Source organism: Methylobacterium sp. FW102-HT35C08, assembly GCF_058790235.1.
On sequence record NZ_JBYTCL010000002.1, the window covers coordinates 2,573,535 to 2,588,887 of the forward strand.

The 15,353-nt window shown below is 69.4% G+C and carries 19 protein-coding genes; 11 read left to right on the top strand and 8 right to left on the bottom strand.

Translation table 11 applies throughout. The annotated features are described in order from the left end of the window. Positions 1-63 precede the first annotated feature (63 nt). Genes hpxZ through AC3WSN_RS12260 form a run of 3 tightly spaced genes read right to left on the bottom strand, consistent with a single transcriptional unit; the run spans position 64 to position 2,035 of the window. Positions 64-447 (bottom strand): oxalurate catabolism protein HpxZ, encoded by a 384-nt coding sequence (gene hpxZ / locus AC3WSN_RS12250; protein ID WP_192708949.1) that lies wholly within the window; start codon positions 445-447, stop codon positions 64-66. Continuing rightward, a complete protein-coding gene (locus AC3WSN_RS12255; protein ID WP_492538268.1) occupies positions 447-1,844 on the bottom strand; it encodes an AtzE family amidohydrolase in 1,398 nt (465 codons plus the stop codon). The genes hpxZ and AC3WSN_RS12255 overlap by 1 nt, the downstream gene beginning before the upstream one ends. After that, a complete protein-coding gene (locus AC3WSN_RS12260; RefSeq protein ID WP_192708951.1) occupies positions 1,841-2,035 on the bottom strand; it encodes a DUF4089 domain-containing protein in 195 nt (64 codons plus the stop codon). The genes AC3WSN_RS12255 and AC3WSN_RS12260 overlap by 4 nt, the downstream gene beginning before the upstream one ends. A gap of 951 nt (positions 2,036-2,986) precedes the next feature. On the opposite strand from AC3WSN_RS12260, the gene AC3WSN_RS12265 reads away from it, so the two are divergent. The 3 genes from AC3WSN_RS12265 (at position 2,987) to AC3WSN_RS12275 (ending at position 4,213) form a co-directional block, all read left to right on the top strand. After that, complete coding sequence (locus AC3WSN_RS12265) at positions 2,987-3,367, top strand: DUF6481 family protein (protein WP_192708952.1); 381 nt, start codon at positions 2,987-2,989, stop codon at positions 3,365-3,367. A gap of 161 nt (positions 3,368-3,528) precedes the next feature. After that, positions 3,529-3,804 (top strand): hypothetical protein, encoded by a 276-nt coding sequence (locus AC3WSN_RS12270; RefSeq protein ID WP_492538270.1) that lies wholly within the window; start codon positions 3,529-3,531, stop codon positions 3,802-3,804. 166 nt (positions 3,805-3,970) lie between these two features. Beyond that, positions 3,971-4,213 carry a hypothetical protein gene (locus tag AC3WSN_RS12275; protein WP_373622614.1) on the top strand — a complete coding sequence of 81 codons (243 nt, stop codon included), beginning with the start codon at positions 3,971-3,973 and terminating at the stop codon, positions 4,211-4,213. Between the two features lie 17 nt (positions 4,214-4,230). On the opposite strand, the gene AC3WSN_RS12280 is transcribed toward AC3WSN_RS12275, so the two are convergent. The 4 genes from AC3WSN_RS12280 to AC3WSN_RS12295 form a co-directional block, all read right to left on the bottom strand. Further along, positions 4,231-4,437: a hypothetical protein gene (locus tag AC3WSN_RS12280; protein ID WP_492538272.1), complete on the bottom strand. Its 207-nt coding sequence runs from the start codon at positions 4,435-4,437 to the stop codon at positions 4,231-4,233. A 190-nt stretch (positions 4,438-4,627) separates the two neighbouring features. Continuing rightward, positions 4,628-5,293, bottom strand: a complete 666-nt coding sequence (locus AC3WSN_RS12285; protein WP_492538274.1) for an HAD family hydrolase — start codon at positions 5,291-5,293, stop codon at positions 4,628-4,630. Positions 5,294-5,448: 155 nt separating this feature from the next. After that, the gene (locus tag AC3WSN_RS12290) at positions 5,449-5,850 is read right to left on the bottom strand and encodes a DUF2934 domain-containing protein (protein ID WP_492538276.1); all 402 of its coding nucleotides are present in this window, start codon (positions 5,848-5,850) and stop codon (positions 5,449-5,451) included. A gap of 237 nt (positions 5,851-6,087) precedes the next feature. Continuing rightward, positions 6,088-6,660: an atp-dependent helicase gene (locus AC3WSN_RS12295; protein WP_492538278.1), complete on the bottom strand. Its 573-nt coding sequence runs from the start codon at positions 6,658-6,660 to the stop codon at positions 6,088-6,090. Positions 6,661-6,729: 69 nt separating this feature from the next. Here AC3WSN_RS12295 and AC3WSN_RS12300 point away from each other — a divergent pair, with 69 nt between their 5' ends. The 4 genes from AC3WSN_RS12300 to AC3WSN_RS12315 all read left to right on the top strand — a co-directional run bounded on the left by AC3WSN_RS12300 (position 6,730) and on the right by AC3WSN_RS12315 (position 9,616). Then, entirely contained in the window at positions 6,730-7,296 is a 567-nt protein-coding gene (locus AC3WSN_RS12300; protein WP_192708957.1) for a NifU family protein, read from the top strand. A gap of 259 nt (positions 7,297-7,555) precedes the next feature. Next, on the top strand, positions 7,556-8,230 hold the full coding sequence (tsaB, locus tag AC3WSN_RS12305) for a tRNA (adenosine(37)-N6)-threonylcarbamoyltransferase complex dimerization subunit type 1 TsaB (RefSeq protein WP_492538280.1): 675 nt from the start codon (positions 7,556-7,558) through the stop codon (positions 8,228-8,230). Next, the gene (locus tag AC3WSN_RS12310) at positions 8,227-8,742 is read left to right on the top strand and encodes a GNAT family N-acetyltransferase (protein ID WP_492538282.1); all 516 of its coding nucleotides are present in this window, start codon (positions 8,227-8,229) and stop codon (positions 8,740-8,742) included. The genes tsaB and AC3WSN_RS12310 overlap by 4 nt, the downstream gene beginning before the upstream one ends. Before the next feature lie 4 nt (positions 8,743-8,746). Continuing rightward, complete coding sequence (locus tag AC3WSN_RS12315) at positions 8,747-9,616, top strand: lysophospholipid acyltransferase family protein (RefSeq protein WP_492538284.1); 870 nt, start codon at positions 8,747-8,749, stop codon at positions 9,614-9,616. Between the two features lie 121 nt (positions 9,617-9,737). On the opposite strand, the gene AC3WSN_RS12320 is transcribed toward AC3WSN_RS12315, so the two are convergent. After that, complete coding sequence (locus AC3WSN_RS12320; RefSeq protein WP_492538286.1) at positions 9,738-9,974, bottom strand: pentapeptide MXKDX repeat protein; 237 nt, start codon at positions 9,972-9,974, stop codon at positions 9,738-9,740. Positions 9,975-10,274: 300 nt separating this feature from the next. Between AC3WSN_RS12320 and AC3WSN_RS12325 the strand changes: the two genes are divergently transcribed. The 4 genes from AC3WSN_RS12325 (at position 10,275) to ybeY (ending at position 15,339) form a co-directional block, all read left to right on the top strand. Continuing rightward, positions 10,275-12,011 (top strand): L-lactate permease, encoded by a 1,737-nt coding sequence (locus AC3WSN_RS12325; RefSeq protein ID WP_492538288.1) that lies wholly within the window; start codon positions 10,275-10,277, stop codon positions 12,009-12,011. Positions 12,012-12,384: 373 nt separating this feature from the next. Continuing rightward, entirely contained in the window at positions 12,385-13,722 is a 1,338-nt protein-coding gene (miaB, locus tag AC3WSN_RS12330; RefSeq protein ID WP_492538289.1) for a tRNA (N6-isopentenyl adenosine(37)-C2)-methylthiotransferase MiaB, read from the top strand. 28 nt (positions 13,723-13,750) lie between these two features. After that, a complete protein-coding gene (locus AC3WSN_RS12335) occupies positions 13,751-14,857 on the top strand; it encodes a PhoH family protein (RefSeq protein ID WP_192708964.1) in 1,107 nt (368 codons plus the stop codon). Positions 14,858-14,859: 2 nt separating this feature from the next. After that, positions 14,860-15,339: an rRNA maturation RNase YbeY gene (gene ybeY, locus AC3WSN_RS12340; protein WP_492543092.1), complete on the top strand. Its 480-nt coding sequence runs from the start codon at positions 14,860-14,862 to the stop codon at positions 15,337-15,339. Positions 15,340-15,353 lie beyond the last annotated feature (14 nt).

Consider the following 15,353-nt stretch of genomic DNA (forward strand, 5'->3'; position numbering starts at 1 on the left):
CGCTCGACCGTATGCAAGCCCGCGGCCAGTCAGTCCGCACCGCGTGCCGGGGCTGTCCGGCGCCTATTCGGCGTCGATCAGGCTCACATGGGCGGCGACCACCCGCCAGCCCTCCGGGAAGCGGACCCAGGTCTGGCTCTGCCGGCCGATCTTTCCGGGCACGCTCGTGCGGGTGAACAGCGTCATGGCGGTGGCGAAGTCGCGCCCGTAGGTGGTGATCTGCGTCTGCGCCAGAACGCGCTCCAGGCCCACCGGCGAGCGGGCCCGGCGGAAGGCGCGGATCGCGTCCATGCCGTACAGGTTCTCGCCGATCCCGTAGCGGATGGTCAGCGGATCGTCCCGAAACAGCGCCTCCAGGGTCGGGACGTCGTTGGTGGTGAGCGCAGTCTCGTAGGACCGGAAGGCGGCCTCGACCTCGGCTCTGACGGCGGGATCGTCGATGATCATCAGGCGAGCTCCGCGATGGGTGCCGTGCAGATGCCGGTCCGTTCGAGATGGCGCGCGACGCGCAGGGCGAGATCCTCGCGCCAGGGGGCGGCAATCACCTGCACGCCGAGCGGCAACCCGTCATCGAGCCAGACCGGCGCCGCCACCACGGGCAGGCCGATGAACGAGATCGGCTGCGTGAACACACCGATATTGGCCCGAACGGGCAGCGTCACGCCGTCGAGGACGAAATGCGTCTGGCCACCCTTCGGTGCCCGGCACGGCGTGGTCGGGGCCAAGATCACATCGACGGTGTCGAACACGTCGAGCACGCGCGCCCGGTACCAGCGGCGGAATCGCTGCGCCCGCTCGACATGGGGCGCAGGTAGCATCGCCCCGGCAATCAGCCGGTCGCGCACGGCCGGGTCGAAATCCTGCGGTCGGGTGCGCAGGCGGTCGAGATGGAGCGTCGCACCCTCGGCGGCGGTGATGAGGTAGGCGGCCGCGCGGGCGCGTGCCGCTTCGGGAAGTTCGACGGTGCGGCGCACGCCGAGGGCCTCAGCGACGCGCGCCACCGCGGCGAAGGCTTCCGGATCGCCGCCGCGCGCGAAGTAGCCTCCCGCCACCGCAATCCGCAGTCCGTCGATCCCCGTTTCAAGGGCCGGCATGGCGGGCTCCGGCGGTCGGGTCGTCGCGACGGGGTCGTCCGGATCCGGACCCTGCATGGCGTCATAGGCGAGCGCGAGGTCGCTCACGCTCCGGGCCATCGGACCGAGATGGTCGAGGCTGCCGACGAAGGGGAAGCTCCCCGCGCGGCTGAGCCGCCCATAGGTCGGCTTTAGCCCGAAGCAGCCGCAGAAGGCGGCGGGAACGCGAATCGAGCCGTTCGTGTCGGAGCCGAGCGTCAGCGGCACCATCCCGGCGGCGACGGCCGCCCCGGAGCCCCCGGACGAGCCGCCGGTCATGTGACCGAGGGCGTGCGGGTTGTGCGCGTCACCGTCGTGGACGTTCTCGCCGGTGAAGTCGTAGGCGTATTCCCCCATGTTGAGGGCGCCGACCAGGATCGCCCCGGCCGCCTCCAGGCGCCGAACAAGGGTGCCGTCACGGCTGGCCGGCGGTCGCTCCCGGTTGATCTTCGAGCCTGCACGGGTCGGCAGGCCCGTGATGTCGATCAGGTTCTTCACCGCGAAGGGCACGCCCGCGAGCGGTTTGGGCAGGCCGCCCCCGTTCAGGGCGTCATCGAGCGCGTCCGCCTGCGCCAGCGCACGCCCGTCAAGCAGGTCGGTGAAGGCATTGACGGATGGGTCGTGGCGCCTGATCCGAGCCAGAGCCTCGGCCACGACGTCCCGCGCGCTGCGCTGCCGACGATTGACCGCGTTGGCGAGCGCCACCGCGCTCAGGGGCTGGGGCGCGCTCATGCCTCGAAGGTCGGCGCAGCTTCGACCTCGTCGGCAAGCGGGAAATCGCTCACCAGCTCGGCGGCTTTCGCCAGAACGCGGAGGTTGGCGGTGACGGAATCCATCCAGCGTGGATCGAGGGACAGCCCGAGCAGCGGGGTCGCGGCTGCGGCATAAGCTTCAGGATCGAAGGTGGCGGATGGGTCGGGCATCGGGGTTCTCGCGCTGTCCTTGGTACGCTGCCGGGACTGATCTTTAGCAGGGCTCATGCCGCCGACGGCGTTTTTCGGACTTTCACCGAGTATGCCTCATTTTGCAGCAGAATAGCGCGCCCTTCGAGCGAGATGGAACCACCACCGCGGTTTGCCTATTTCGTAGGCGTTCGCTCGGCGTTCCTCTGTTGGCTTAGCGGCCGATCATTCTGAGGCTTCCTGGAGCCACGCCGCTTTCAGGTCCACCTGCGGCCTGACTGGGCCAACCATGTGGCTGGCGTTCGTGCTTGCACGGTCAGCTCCGCCCCAGATGCCGCCCGTCGCCTGGAAAGCCGGGGCGAGGGTCGATCGACATCACAGGCAGCCAGCAGCGATCAATGGCTTGTACAGCGATCAAATATCCGATGTGAAATTTGCAGACGTGGGTTGCTGCTTGCGAATGCGCTGCGGCCACAGCGCTTTGCTGTTGAGCGTGTCCGCAATCCCGCATCGGGCTCGGGCTCACCTTTGTACGCATCGAGCAACGCTGGTGAGACAGCCCTTCAACCTTGCCGCTCATCCTTGGGCGACCTATCTGAAGATGGCAATCAGAGAGCGGCATGACCTCGTACTCTGTTCCCGACAGGTGGGCCCTGGATGCCTTGAGGTTTTTCGGCACCGGTCTGCGAAATCCATACAGAGATTGCCAGGATTGTCGCATTGCACCCGTTGGGCGCGGATCGACGCGATTGCGTAGGACACGCCGCTCTGGTTAAGGGCTTTCCGTTTTCGGCATGTGGTCAGACCCGAGCGCTCCGGCGTGGGCCAGCGCTCGGGTCTGACCATCGGTAGAATCGATGGATCGGTGCGGTTCCAATGGCCAGGGACGCCATGGGGGCTTGCAGAGACGACGTGACCGGCTGTGCCGGAAGTCCCTGGGACACGCCAAGCGTATTAACCGAGAAAGGTCAGATGAGCGCATTCGACTACAGGAACTTCGACGACCGTCGCCAGAACTCCCAGAATGCCAAGGCCGCACTGCTGGCCAAATTCAAGGCTCGTCCGCCGGCCGATGACCCGGAGGTGATTGCCAAAGCCAAGGCTCGGGCCGAGGTCGCGCAGGCGCGTGAGGAGCGCGCCCGTGAGCGCGAGGCGGCTCGCATCGCCGCCGAGCTGAAGGCCGCCGAGGAGAAGCGCCAGCGCGAGGAGGCCGAGCTCGCCGCGCAACTCGCCCGCGAGGCGGCCGAACTCGCCGCCGCGCAGGAGCGCAAGTCGGCTGACCTTGAGGCCAAGAAGGCGCAGCGCGACGCCCGTTACGCCGCCCGGAAGGCAAAGGCCAAGATCAAGCGCTGATCGGCATCCATCCGAAGTCTCGCGATCAAACGACGCCCGCCCACAAAGCGGGCGTCGTTGCATTTGTGGAGCTGTGCGATCGGCAACCTTCGCGCATGCCCCTGCGTTGAGGGCCGCCGCAAGGTTGACCACAGCCGACGCGGCCCTCCGACGAGACTAACATGATGTCCCGACTGGTTCTGGTGATCGCGCCTGTCGTGCTCTGGTCGAGCGGCGCCTGCGCTCCGGCGGCAGACGTCACGGCCTGCGACACCCTGCTGGCCGCGCGCCGGATCGATGCTGCCGGGTCGGGGCACCAAGGCCCGTCGGAGGCCGGATGCCGCCGGATCGCGCGCCGCGAGATCGGGACCGTGGAACAGCGAGCGATGATCGGCGGCGCACCCTATGAATGCATGACCATTGCCGGCGCGGGCCGGTGCCTCTGGATCGTGCCGTGATCCTGGCTCGCGGCGGGCCCGCCGACCCAGGCCAGCAGTCTGACGAAGCTTCACGGGTCGCGAAGGTGCTCTATTTCTGCCTTTCGACCGCGTGAGGACAGCATTCCGTATGCCGAATATTTGGTGGAGAGGGACGCGTCCCGCATCGATCGCGTCCGGGATCCTCATGGGATCGATCCTGTGGGTCGGGTCGGCGCATGCCGAGCCGCCGATCCGCAGTCCCGAGGACGCGGCCTGCCGGATGGAGGCGCGCGCGAAGGTCTTCTCCGCGCCGAATCCAAGCGGTCTGGCGATTGAGGAGGTCGGGCGGCAGATCTACTTCACCTGCATGAAGCGGATCAGCCCAGCCTCGGTCCAGACCGCGCGGCGATCAGGCCGCCGACATCGTCACCGACATCGGCGGCACTGACGCGCGGGATTTTGCATTCAGGCGTTGAGCGGCGCGCCGATCCGGGCGCGCAGCTGAAGGCGCAGCGCCTCGTTGCCGCCCTCCGCCTCCAGCGCCGCCATCAGGCGGAGGAGCTGGCTCAAGGGCGTTGATCGGCTGCCGACCGCCTCTGCGATCTGCTCCGGCAGGGTCTTGGCTCCCGGCACGAAGCGCAAGGCCGGGCTGACCTGGTGAGTCTGGGGCATACGAGGCACTCGTCCTTCGAAAGGATCCAGATTGGCGGGCGGCTCGCTACGCCTTTCGGCCGGGTGACACCAGCCCCTTTCGTCGAATTGCGTAGCCGGCATCATGCTCCGTTACCGCAGCGCAACAGCATGGCGGGAAACTGTGGATGACGGTGCGTAATACGCGGCGATGGCTTGCCAGGGCGGCCGTTCAGCTGGTTGCCAGCAAGGACTGCTCGAACCCGTCGAGCAGATCCTGCGGATCGCGGTAGATCGCCACGCAGCCCGCGGCGGAAAGGTCCGCTTCCGGGAAGCCGCCGCAGAGCACGCCGATCGTGCGCAGGCCCGCTTTCGCGGCTGCCTCGGCGTCGTACGGGGTGTCGCCGATGACGATGATCGCGCTTGGCGGGATCCCGTCGAGCTTCTTCAGCGCCGCTTCGAAGATGTCCGGATGTGGCTTCGAGCGGTCCGCGTCGTCCGAGCTGGTGGCGACGTCGACGAGGTCGCCGATCTCCAAAATCTCCGTGTAGCGCTCGACCTCGGCGCGCTTGCCCGAGGATGCCAGGGCGATCTTCAAGCCAGCCTCGCGGATCCGTTCGAACAGCGCGCGGACACCGGGGAACGGTCGAACCTCGGGCAGGTACTTCTGCTTGAAGAGGTCCGAGCGGTACGCCTCGATCGTTTTCCCTTCACGGTCGATCCGCGCCTGCGGAAGGAAGACGGGCATCAACTCGTCGCCGCCCTTGCCGATCTGGCTGCGGACCTCCGCCGGGTCGGTCTCCACGCCGAAATGCGCGAACGCCTCGACCCAGGCGCGTGCGTGCAGATCGACGCTGTCGAGCAAGGTCCCATCGATGTCGAAGATCACCGCGCGCATCGCAGCCTCATCGCGGTGCACGGCGCCCGCATTAGCGCAGTCAACCGGATGGAGACCGGCCTGTTCCGTCGCTGGCCGCCTAAACGGCGGAAGCCCGCCCCGGGTCGCAGGGCGGGCTTCCGTTGAATGCTCGGTCGCGCCGAAGCGCGGGCGCTTCAGTGCATCGAGGCCGGAGCGCGCGCGGGCTTCGCCTTGGCGGCGAGGCCCGCCGTCACGGCGGCCTTGGAGGCCCGGGCAGGCTTCGGCGCGGCCGGCTTGGCGGCTGCCTTGGGGGCGGGCTTCGGTGCGGCGACCTTCGCGGCGGTGTCCTTGGACGCGACGGCCTTCGCAGGAGCCTTGGCGGCGGTCTTGGTCGTGGTCTTGGTCGCGGACTTGGCAGCCCTCGGGGCCGCAGCCTTCACGGTCGCCTCGGCGGCGACGCCGGCCGCCAGCATGGCGTTGGCGCGCAGCTCGGCTTCGGCGCGGAGCCAATGCGCGGCGGCCTGCCCGTGAATCCGGCCCTCGTTCTCCCAGATGTAGTACGCGCATTCGCGCACGTGGTGCTCGCTGATCTGCATGCGGTGATCTCCTCAACGTCCCGCATGCAACGATGGGAGGCGAGGGTTAAGCGTCGGTTAACCCTGCTGTTCGCCGCGCGACGCAGGGTACGGAGCAGCACCGCGAGTGCTTCCGCCGACGGACAACGCCGCGGGGACTACGTGCCGGAACACCTCCCCGTCCAATGGCCTCGGCGCGGGTTCAGGTCCCCCGTGGTGACGAGGGCTCGCCCGACACGCGCAAGCCATCGTGCGGTCTCAGGATCCCTGGCTGGGGATCCCCAGGACGCGACGCGCCTCGGTCAGCAGCACGGCATGCCGTGCGGCGCCGGGACCCTGATCGGGCGCCTCACGCCCGGCGCGGGCGATGAGATCCTGGAACCGTCGGCGATCGAGGGCGCGTGCACCGATGCTCGCGAGGACGGCGCTCAGAACCGTGCGGATCGCCTCGGCGCGCTCGTCGGCTTCGGCCACGGCCTCCGCGGACCGCGACGCGGCCGCCTCGCACTCCGCGGCAAGCGCGGCCACCTGGGCGCCGGCGGCGTCGCGTTCCGCCGCGAGGCGCTGTCTGGCCTGCCAGGTCTGATCGTGCTGGTGCGTGCGCACGGCGAGCAGCACCTTCAAGGACGCCGCCTCTGCCAGGGCGGCCTCGAGCCTGGCCTGAACCGCGCGCAGCTCTGTCGCCAGATCCTGCGCGCGCGTCTCGTCCCCGGTCACATCCAAAGCCGGCTCCTCTGGCACCATGATTGGTGCCGTCCTGTCGTGGGATCGGCGGAATGTCCACTCTCCCGGCCCCACGCCCAGGTTGAGAAAATCCGGTCGCCGGTCCACATGAGAGGCGGTGCCTCGCGGCGCCTGTCCCGGCCGGCCTTGAACCGGCGCAGCGGAGTGAAGCCCATCATGTTCATCCAGACCGAAGCTACGCCGAACCCGGCGACCCTGAAATTCCTGCCCGGCCGCGTGGTCCTCGCTGAAGCGACCTTCGAAGCCCGTGACGCCGAGGCTGCCGCCCGCTCGCCGCTCGCGGCGGCGCTGTTCGCCGTGCCGGGCGTGTCCGGCGTCTATTTCGGGCACGATTTCATCTCCGTCACCAAGGCGGAAGACGGCTCCGACTGGGCGCAGGTGAAGCCTGCCGTGCTCGGCGCGATCATGGAGCATTTCCAGTCCGGCGCGCCGGTGATGGCCGAGGGCGGCCACGGCGAGATCGAGGCCGGCGACGAGTTCTACGACGAGGCCGACCACGACACAGTCGTGACCATCAAGGATCTCCTCGAAACCCGCGTCCGGCCGGCGGTGGCGGGCGATGGCGGCGACATCACCTTCCGCGGCTACAAGGAGGGTGTGGTCTACCTGGAGATGAAGGGCGCCTGCTCGGGCTGTCCGTCCTCGACGGCGACCCTCCGGCATGGCGTGCAGAACCTGTTCCGGCACTTCCTGCCGGAGATCCGCGAGGTCCAGGCCATCTAGGCGGCCGCCGCGCGGCGGTTCGGCATCGGACCCGGCGTCACCAGAGCGTCGGGAACCGCGACCGCCGCGACTCGCGAAGGCGCGCCTCTCAGAGGCGCGCCGACCGGCGCAAGCCGGCAACACTCCACCGCAGATGCAGGTGCTGCCGCCGCCGCGACGCTGACGGGACGGCCGTTTTGCTCTAACGCTTGAGACTCTTCGCGCCCCTCGGGGCCGCAGGGAGGCGGCGGCCGGTCCGGACCGGCATGTGGGAGTGAGCGTGCGTATTCTTGCCATCGACACGGCGCTGGACCATTGCGCCGCCTGCGTAACGGCAGACGCTGCCGAGGCGCCGCTCTCCGCCGAGACGCTCCCGATGGCGCGGGGCCACGCCGAATCCCTGCTGCCGCTGATCGAGCGGGTCATCGCCCGTGTGGAAGGTGGTTTCGCGGCGATCGATCGCGTCGCCGTCACGGTCGGACCGGGCAGCTACACCGGACTGCGTGTCGGCCTCTCGGCCGCCCGAGCCATCGGGCTCTCGACCGGAAAGCCTGTCGTCGGTGTTGGCACGCTCTCGGCGCTGCTCGCGCCGCTTCTGGCCGAGACCTTTGAGGGGACCATCGCGGCCGCGATCGATGCCCGGCACGGGGCCGTCTACGTCCAGGCGCTGGGTCACGGCGAGGGCTTGGCGCCCGCTCATCTGGCGGTCGAAGAGGCCGCCGAGCGGCTCGGACGCGGGCCGGTGGTCCTGACCGGGTCTGGAGCGCCGATCCTCGCGACCGCGTTGGCCGAGCGCGGCGTGACCACCCGTGTCGCCGGTGTCGGCGGCCCGGATATCGCCGCCGTCGCATCGCTCGGCCTCGTGGCCGATCCGGCTCAGGCGCTGGCGCGTCCCCTCTACCTGCGCGGCCCCGATGCGCGGCCCCAGGACCACGCGCGGATCGCCCGGCGATGACGCGTCCGCTTCCGTTCTGGCCCTTCGATTGGTGGTTCGCGTGGTGGGACGCGCTGACCCCGGAGCCCTACGTGGCGCCGCTGACGGACGCCGCGCAGGCCCTTGCCCTCGCCCGGCTGCACGCCACGGCCTTCGCCCGGCCCTGGGATGCGCATGAGTTCGAGCGGATGCTCTGCGAGCGCTCGACCCAGGCACACGGCCTATGGCGGACCGGGACCCTGCAGGGATTCGTGCTCTCGCGTCGAGCGGCCGACGAGGCGGAGATCCTGACGGTCGTGCTGTCTCCGGCGCTCCGCGGCGGCGGACACAGCCGCAAGCTCTTGCGCGAGCACTTGTCGAGCCTCGCGCTCGCCGGCGTCGCGCGGGTCCATCTGGAGGTGGACGAGGGCAACGCCCCGGCGTTGCGGCTCTACGCCCGCAACGGCTTCCGGCAGGTCGGTGCGCGCACCGGCTATTATCTCAAGGCCGACGGCAGCCGGGCGACCGCGCTGACGATGAGCGCCGACCTGTGACGCCGTGAGCCGTTTCGGCATCGCTTGGCGCGTCGCGGCCCTCGCCTTCGCCTTCGCGGTCCTGGGACCGCCGCACTGGCTGGCCCTGCGGCTCCTGGGCCGCCGCGCGACCCTGGCGCCGATCCTGTTCCACCGGGTCTTCCTGCGCCTGTTCTCGGTCCGGGTGACGCAGAGCGGGACGCCGCCCGCCTCCGGCGAGGCGGCTCTGGTGCTCGCCAACCACGTGTCCTGGCTCGACATCGTCGCGATCGGCTCGCTGCGCCCGCTCTCCTTCGTGGCGAAGTCGGAGATCGCCGGCTGGCCGGTGATCAGCGCGCTCGCGGCGCTGCAGCGCACGATCTACATCGACCGGCAGCGGCGCGGCGCGACGGCCGCGGTCAGCACGGCGATGGGACATCGCCTAGCCGAAGGCGAGCTGGTGGTGCTGTTCGCCGAAGGTACGACCGGCGATGGCACCCGGCTCCTGCCGTTCCGCTCCTCCCTGGTCGGCGCGGCCCGGGCTGCCCTGCAGGCCGAGGCCGGCCGCGGTCGGGTCCGCCTTCAGCCGTTGGCGATCACCTATCCCCGGCGCAACGGCCTTCCGGTGACGCGCGCCGAGCGCGTCGACATCGCCTGGTACGGCGACATGGAGCTCGCGCCGCACGTCGCCGCCTTCGTGCAGGGCGGTCCCATCGACGTGCATGTGGTTTGGGGGGCGCCGATCGCCTTCGAGGCCAGCACCGACAGGAAGGCGGCCACGGCCGCCGCCGAGGCCGAGGTGCGGGCCGCCCTGCGGGGCGTCGGTGCGGCGACCGGAGACAATGCGCCCGCGCCGGGCACCAGGCCGGCGTCCTCCGACCTCGGCCTGCGCGGCGCTGAGGTCGCGCCGATCTGACCGGGGCCGGCGGGCCACACGTTGACGCTGCGCGCGGGCTCCCCCTCCCGCCCGACACGGCAGGTCGAGACGCGCCGGAGTGTCCTCCGACCGCACCTGCTCCCGTCGCGCTTGCGCGGCGCTACTTCTTCGAACCGTCACGCCGGCTCATGGTATTCTTGTCCATCGCGTCGGTCTTTCCCATCGCATCAGGCTTCCCCGAACTGCCCTTGTGCATCGAGTCCTTGGCCATGCTGTCCTTGCTCATGGCGTTCCTGCTCATGGCGTCCTTGCCCTGGCCCTCCGCGGCAAGGGCCGGCGCTGCGGCAACCACGGCGGCGAGCAGGGTGGCGGAGGAGAGACGGATCCAGCTGCGCATGTCGTAACCCTCGACAATCGTGCCGCTCCTGCAGCACTTCCGGGCTTTCGACGCGTCGCAATCCAAGGTTACAGCAAAGCCGACAGCTGTCGTTTGGCCAAGATGCGCGTGCCCGAGCAGGTCCGCGCTTGCGGTGATCAGGGGCAGAGCCCGTACCGAACCCGGTGTCTAGATCCGGTTGTACCTGCGAAGCTCCGTAGAAATGGCCTCGAAATACATGATGCAGCGCATTGAGCGGGCTGAACCGCTCTGCTAGCTAGGCCGCAACCCGGAACAGTCGGGAATTGTGGAGGACGCCCGTTGCAAACCTGGAATCAGGTTTACGATCCGTTCGGGAGCGCTTGGCTCTCGACGATCGCCGCCTCAGTGCCGGTCATCGCACTGCTCGCCATGATTGCCAGCGGGCGCGTGAAAGCCCACATCGCGGCCGTCATCGCCCTCGGCCTGGCCATGCTGGTCGCCATCGTCGGCTTCGGCATGCCGACCGAACTCGCCACCCGGGCGGCCATCCTCGGGATGGTCACGGGCTTCTTCCCCATCGGTTGGATCATCCTCAACGTCATCTTCCTCTACCGGCTGACGGTGGAGAAGGGCTGGTTCGCGATCCTGCAGCAATCGGTCGCCGGAATCACGGCTGACCGGCGTCTGCAACTGCTCCTGGTCGCCTTCGCGTTCGGCGCCTTCTTCGAGGGTGCGGGCGGCTTCGGCACGCCGGTGGCCGTCACCGGCGCGATCCTGATCGGCCTCGGCTTCTCGCCGCTCGCCGCCTCGGGCCTGTCGCTGATCGCCAACACCGCCCCGGTCGCCTTCGGGGCGCTCGGCGCTCCGATCCAGGGCCTCGCCTCGGTGACTGGCTACCCGCCCGAGATCCTCGGCGCGATGATCGGCCGGCAGCTGCCGCTGTTCTCGCTAATCGTGCCGTTCTGGCTGATCTGGGTGTTTGCGGGCTTCCGCGGCATGATCCGGGTGTGGCCGCCGATCCTGGTTTGCGGCGCCACCTTCGCGGTCGCGCAGTTCCTGATCTCGAACTACGTGAACCCGTGGATCGTCGACATCGGCGCCTCGCTCGCCTCGATGCTCGCGCTGGTCCTGTTCCTGAAAGTCTGGCAGCCCCGCGAGATCTGGACCTCGCCGGCTCTGCGCGGCCACGATCCGTCGCTGGCCGTGGCCGGTCCCCGTCCGGTTGCGCTCGGCGCCGGCGTGCCCGGCACGCCCCCGGTTCATGTTGGTGCCCGCACGGCGTCGCAGGGCGAGATCCTGATAGCCTGGGTGCCGTGGATCGTCCTCTCGGTCATCGTGGCGGTCTGGGGAACCGGCTGGTTCAAGGGCATCGTCAACCCGCTCTTCACCTGGAAGTACGAGGTGCCGGGCCTGCACAACGTGATCATGAAGGTGCCGCCGGTGGTGCCGAAGCCGGCTCCCGAAAGCGCGGTCTTCCTGTTCACCTACATGTCGTTCACCGGCACGGGAGTGCTGATCGCCGCGATCATCTCCGGCCTGATCATGCGCTTCTCGCCGCTGCGCCTTGTGACGGCCTATTTCGAGACGATCTGGGCCCTACGCTACTCGCTGATCACGATCTCGGCGATGCTCGCGCTCGGCGTCCTCACCCGCTACGCGGGCGTCGATGCCACGCTTGGTCTCGCCTTCGCGGGCACCGGCATCCTCTACCCGTTCTTCGGGACGCTGCTCGGCTGGCTCGGCGTGGCGCTCACAGGTTCGGACACGGCCTCGAACGTGCTGTTCGGCGGCCTGCAGCGGATCACCTCCGAGCAGCTCGGCCTCTCGGGCGTGCTGATGGCGGCAGCGAACTCGTCGGGCGGCGTGATGGGCAAGATGATCGACGCCCAGTCGATCGTTGTCGCGTCCACGGCCACCGGTTATTTCGGCCAGGAAGGCAAGATCCTGCGCTTCGTGTTCTGGCACTCGATCGCGCTCGCCTGCCTCGTCGGCCTGTTCGTGATGCTGCAGGCCTACGTGCCGTTCTTCCAGCACATGGTCATCGACCTGCCCGCGGCGGCGCCGGCGGCCCACTGAAGTAAGACGGGTCACGCCGGTCGCTCACGGGCGGCCGGCGTGACTGCCCGGGAGCAGAAACGTTTTCGCACGACGGATCCCCGCCCGGCTTTCGAGCTCTGTCGCCCTGTCATTCCGGGGCCGCATAGCGGAGCCCGGAATCCAGAACCACCGACGTGGCAAGTCCTGGCGCCGACAGCGGCTCTGGATTCCGGGTCCTGCTTCGCAGTCCCGGAATGACAGGGTGAGTTGGTTCCGCAAGGAGTCAAACCCGCCGCTCCCCAAATGTCCATCCTCCGCGACGGCCCGTGCGATCCGTGCTACAGGCCACCGCCGGCCTGCCCTCGCGGGGCGGCCGTGAGGATCAAAGCGGACTGGTTCAGGACGGCGCGCGTTGAAGAAGGCTTTCGTCAAATCCTACGGTTGTCAGATGAACGCCTACGACGCGGCCCGCATGGCCGACGTTCTCGGCGCTGAGGGCTATACGGCGACCGACTCGGTGGAGGATGCGGATGTCGTGGTCCTCAACACCTGCCACATCCGCGAGAAGGCCGCCGAGAAGGTCTATTCCGAGCTCGGTCGCCTGCGCGTCCTGAAGGGCGAGCGGAAGGCGAAAGGTCTTGATACGCGCATCGTCGTGGCCGGCTGCGTCGCCCAGGCCGAGGGCGCCGAGATCCAGGCGCGCCAGCCCGCCGTCGACGTCGTGGTCGGCCCCCAGAGCTACCACCGCCTGCCGGACCTGCTGACCCGGTCCCGCGAGCGCCGCGTCGTCGACACCGAATTTCCGATCGAGGACAAGTTCAACCATCTGCCTCGGCGGCGGACCCTCGGGGCGTCGGCCTTCCTCACCGTGCAGGAAGGCTGCGACAAGTTCTGCGCCTTCTGTGTCGTCCCCTACACCCGCGGCGCCGAGGTCTCGCGGCCGGTCGCGGCCGTGCTCGCCGAGGCCGAGAAGCTCGCCGAAGCGGGCGTGCGCGAGATCACGCTCATCGGCCAGAACGTCAACGCCTATCACGGGGACGGCCCAGATGATGCCCCTGTCGGGCTCGCCGAATTGGTGCGCGCCGTGGCCCGGATCCCCGGCATCGCGCGGATCCGCTACACGACGAGCCACCCGAACGACTTCGACGACGCGCTGATCCGGGCCCATGCCGAAGTGCCGGCCCTGATGCCCTACCTGCACCTGCCGGTGCAGTCGGGCTCGGATCGGATCCTCGCCGCGATGAACCGCAAGCACACCGGCGACGCGTATCGCCGGCTGATCGACCGGGTCCGGGCCGCGCGGCCCGACATCGCCCTGTCGTCGGACTTCATCGTCGGCTTCCCCGGCGAGACCGACGCGGATTTCGCCGAGACCCTGCGGCTCGTGCGCGATGTCGGCTTCGAGAGCGCGTTCTCGTTCAAGTACAGCCCGCGCCCCGGCACGCCGGCCGCCGACCGCACCGATCAGGTACCGGAGGCCGTGATGGCAGCCCGGCTCGCCGAGCTGCAGGCGCTTCTCGACAGCCAGCGCCACGCCTACCAGCGGGCGGCCGAGGGCCAGGTGTTCGACGTGCTGGTGGAGAAGCCCGGGCGGCATCCAGGGCAGGTCGCGGGCAAGACGCCGCACCTGCTCGCGGTGCAGTTCGACGCCGCGTCTCACCATATCGGACAGGTTGTGCCTGTGCGGATCATTAAGTCGGGCTCCAACAGCCTGTTCGGGCAGCTTGTCCCGGAGGCCGCGGCCGCGTGACGGAGAGGAAGATGGCGAGGATGAGGGCTTGAGCGCATCGGACGGTGCGGGCGCGCGTGGCGCCCTGCGGGGTCGCGGCCCGGCGGCGCGGCCCGCCGGATCGGACGAGGCGGTCGAGGTGCCGCTGACCTTCGACGACAACCGCCTCGCGAGCCTCGTCTTCGGCCAGTACGACCAGAACGTCGCCCATATCGAGCGCCGGCTGGAGGTCACCGCCACGGCGCTCGGCAACCACCTCGTCATCAAGGGGCCAGCCGATGCGGTGGAGACCGCGCGGCGGGTGTTCCAGAAGCTCTACGCCCGGGTGCGCACCGGCGGCAGCACGCTGACGCTCGGCGACGTGGACGGCGCGATCCGCGAGGCCACCGCCCAGGCGACCCTGTTTCCGGCCGCCGAGGTCGCTGCCGAGGCCGACAAGCCGCATTTCGACCAGATCGCCACCCGTAAGCGCGGCGCCGTGCGGGCGCGCAACCAGGCGCAGGACGCATACATCAAGCTCCTGCGCACCAACGAGCTGGTCTTCGCCGAGGGGCCTGCCGGGACCGGCAAGACCTGGCTGGCCGTCGGCCATGCCGTGTCGCTGCTCGAGCAGGGTCATGCCGAGCGGCTGATCCTATCGCGTCCCGCTGTCGAAGCCGGCGAGCGCCTGGGCTTCCTGCCGGGCGACATGCGCGAGAAGGTCGATCCCTACCTGCGGCCGATCTACGACGCCCTCTACGACTTCATGGAGGCGCGCCATGTCGACCGGGGCCTGCAGACCGGCACGATCGAGATCGCGCCGCTGGCCTTCATGCGCGGGCGCACCCTGACCAACGCGGTGGTGCTCCTGGACGAGGCGCAGAACACGACCTCGATGCAGATGAAGATGTTTCTCACCCGCCTGGGCGAGGGATCCCGCATGATCATCACGGGCGATCCCAGCCAGATCGACCTGCCGCCGGGCCAGAAGTCGGGCCTCGTCGAGGCCGTGAACGTGCTCGACGGTGTCGAGGGCATCGGGCGCGTGCGGTTCAAGGACGTCGACGTCGTGCGCCACGACCTCGTGCGCCGGATCGTCACCGCCTACGAGCGCGCCGCGCACGGCGAGGGCGAGGCCGATCGCAACCCGAATCCCCGGCGCCGGCCGCTGGCGTGAGCATGCCGCACGAGATCGATCTCGCCGTCGAGGACGCGCGGTGGGAAACCGCGATCCCCGGCCTCGAAGCCCTGGTCGCGCGCGCCGTGGAAGCCGGCCTCTCCATCGCCCCCGAGAAGCCCGACGGCCCCGTCGCGGTCAGCGTCCTGCTGACGGACGATGCCGCCGTCCAGGACCTCAACCGGACGTGGCGCGGCAAGGACAAGCCGACCAACGTCCTGTCCTTCCCGGCCGCCCCGCAGCCCCGGCATGACGAAGCCGCGACGCCCCTCGGCGACGTGGTCCTTGCGTACGAGACCCTGGTGCGCGAGAGTGCGGAGCAGTCGAAGCCGCTCCAGAATCACCTCGCTCACCTCCTCGTCCATGGCACCCTGCATTGTCTCGGTCAGGACCACGAGATCGGCGAGGCCGAGGCCGACGCCATGGAAGCCCTGGAGGTCGCGGCACTCGCGATTCTCGGCATCCCGGACCCCTACGCCTGAGCGCACGACGCCCG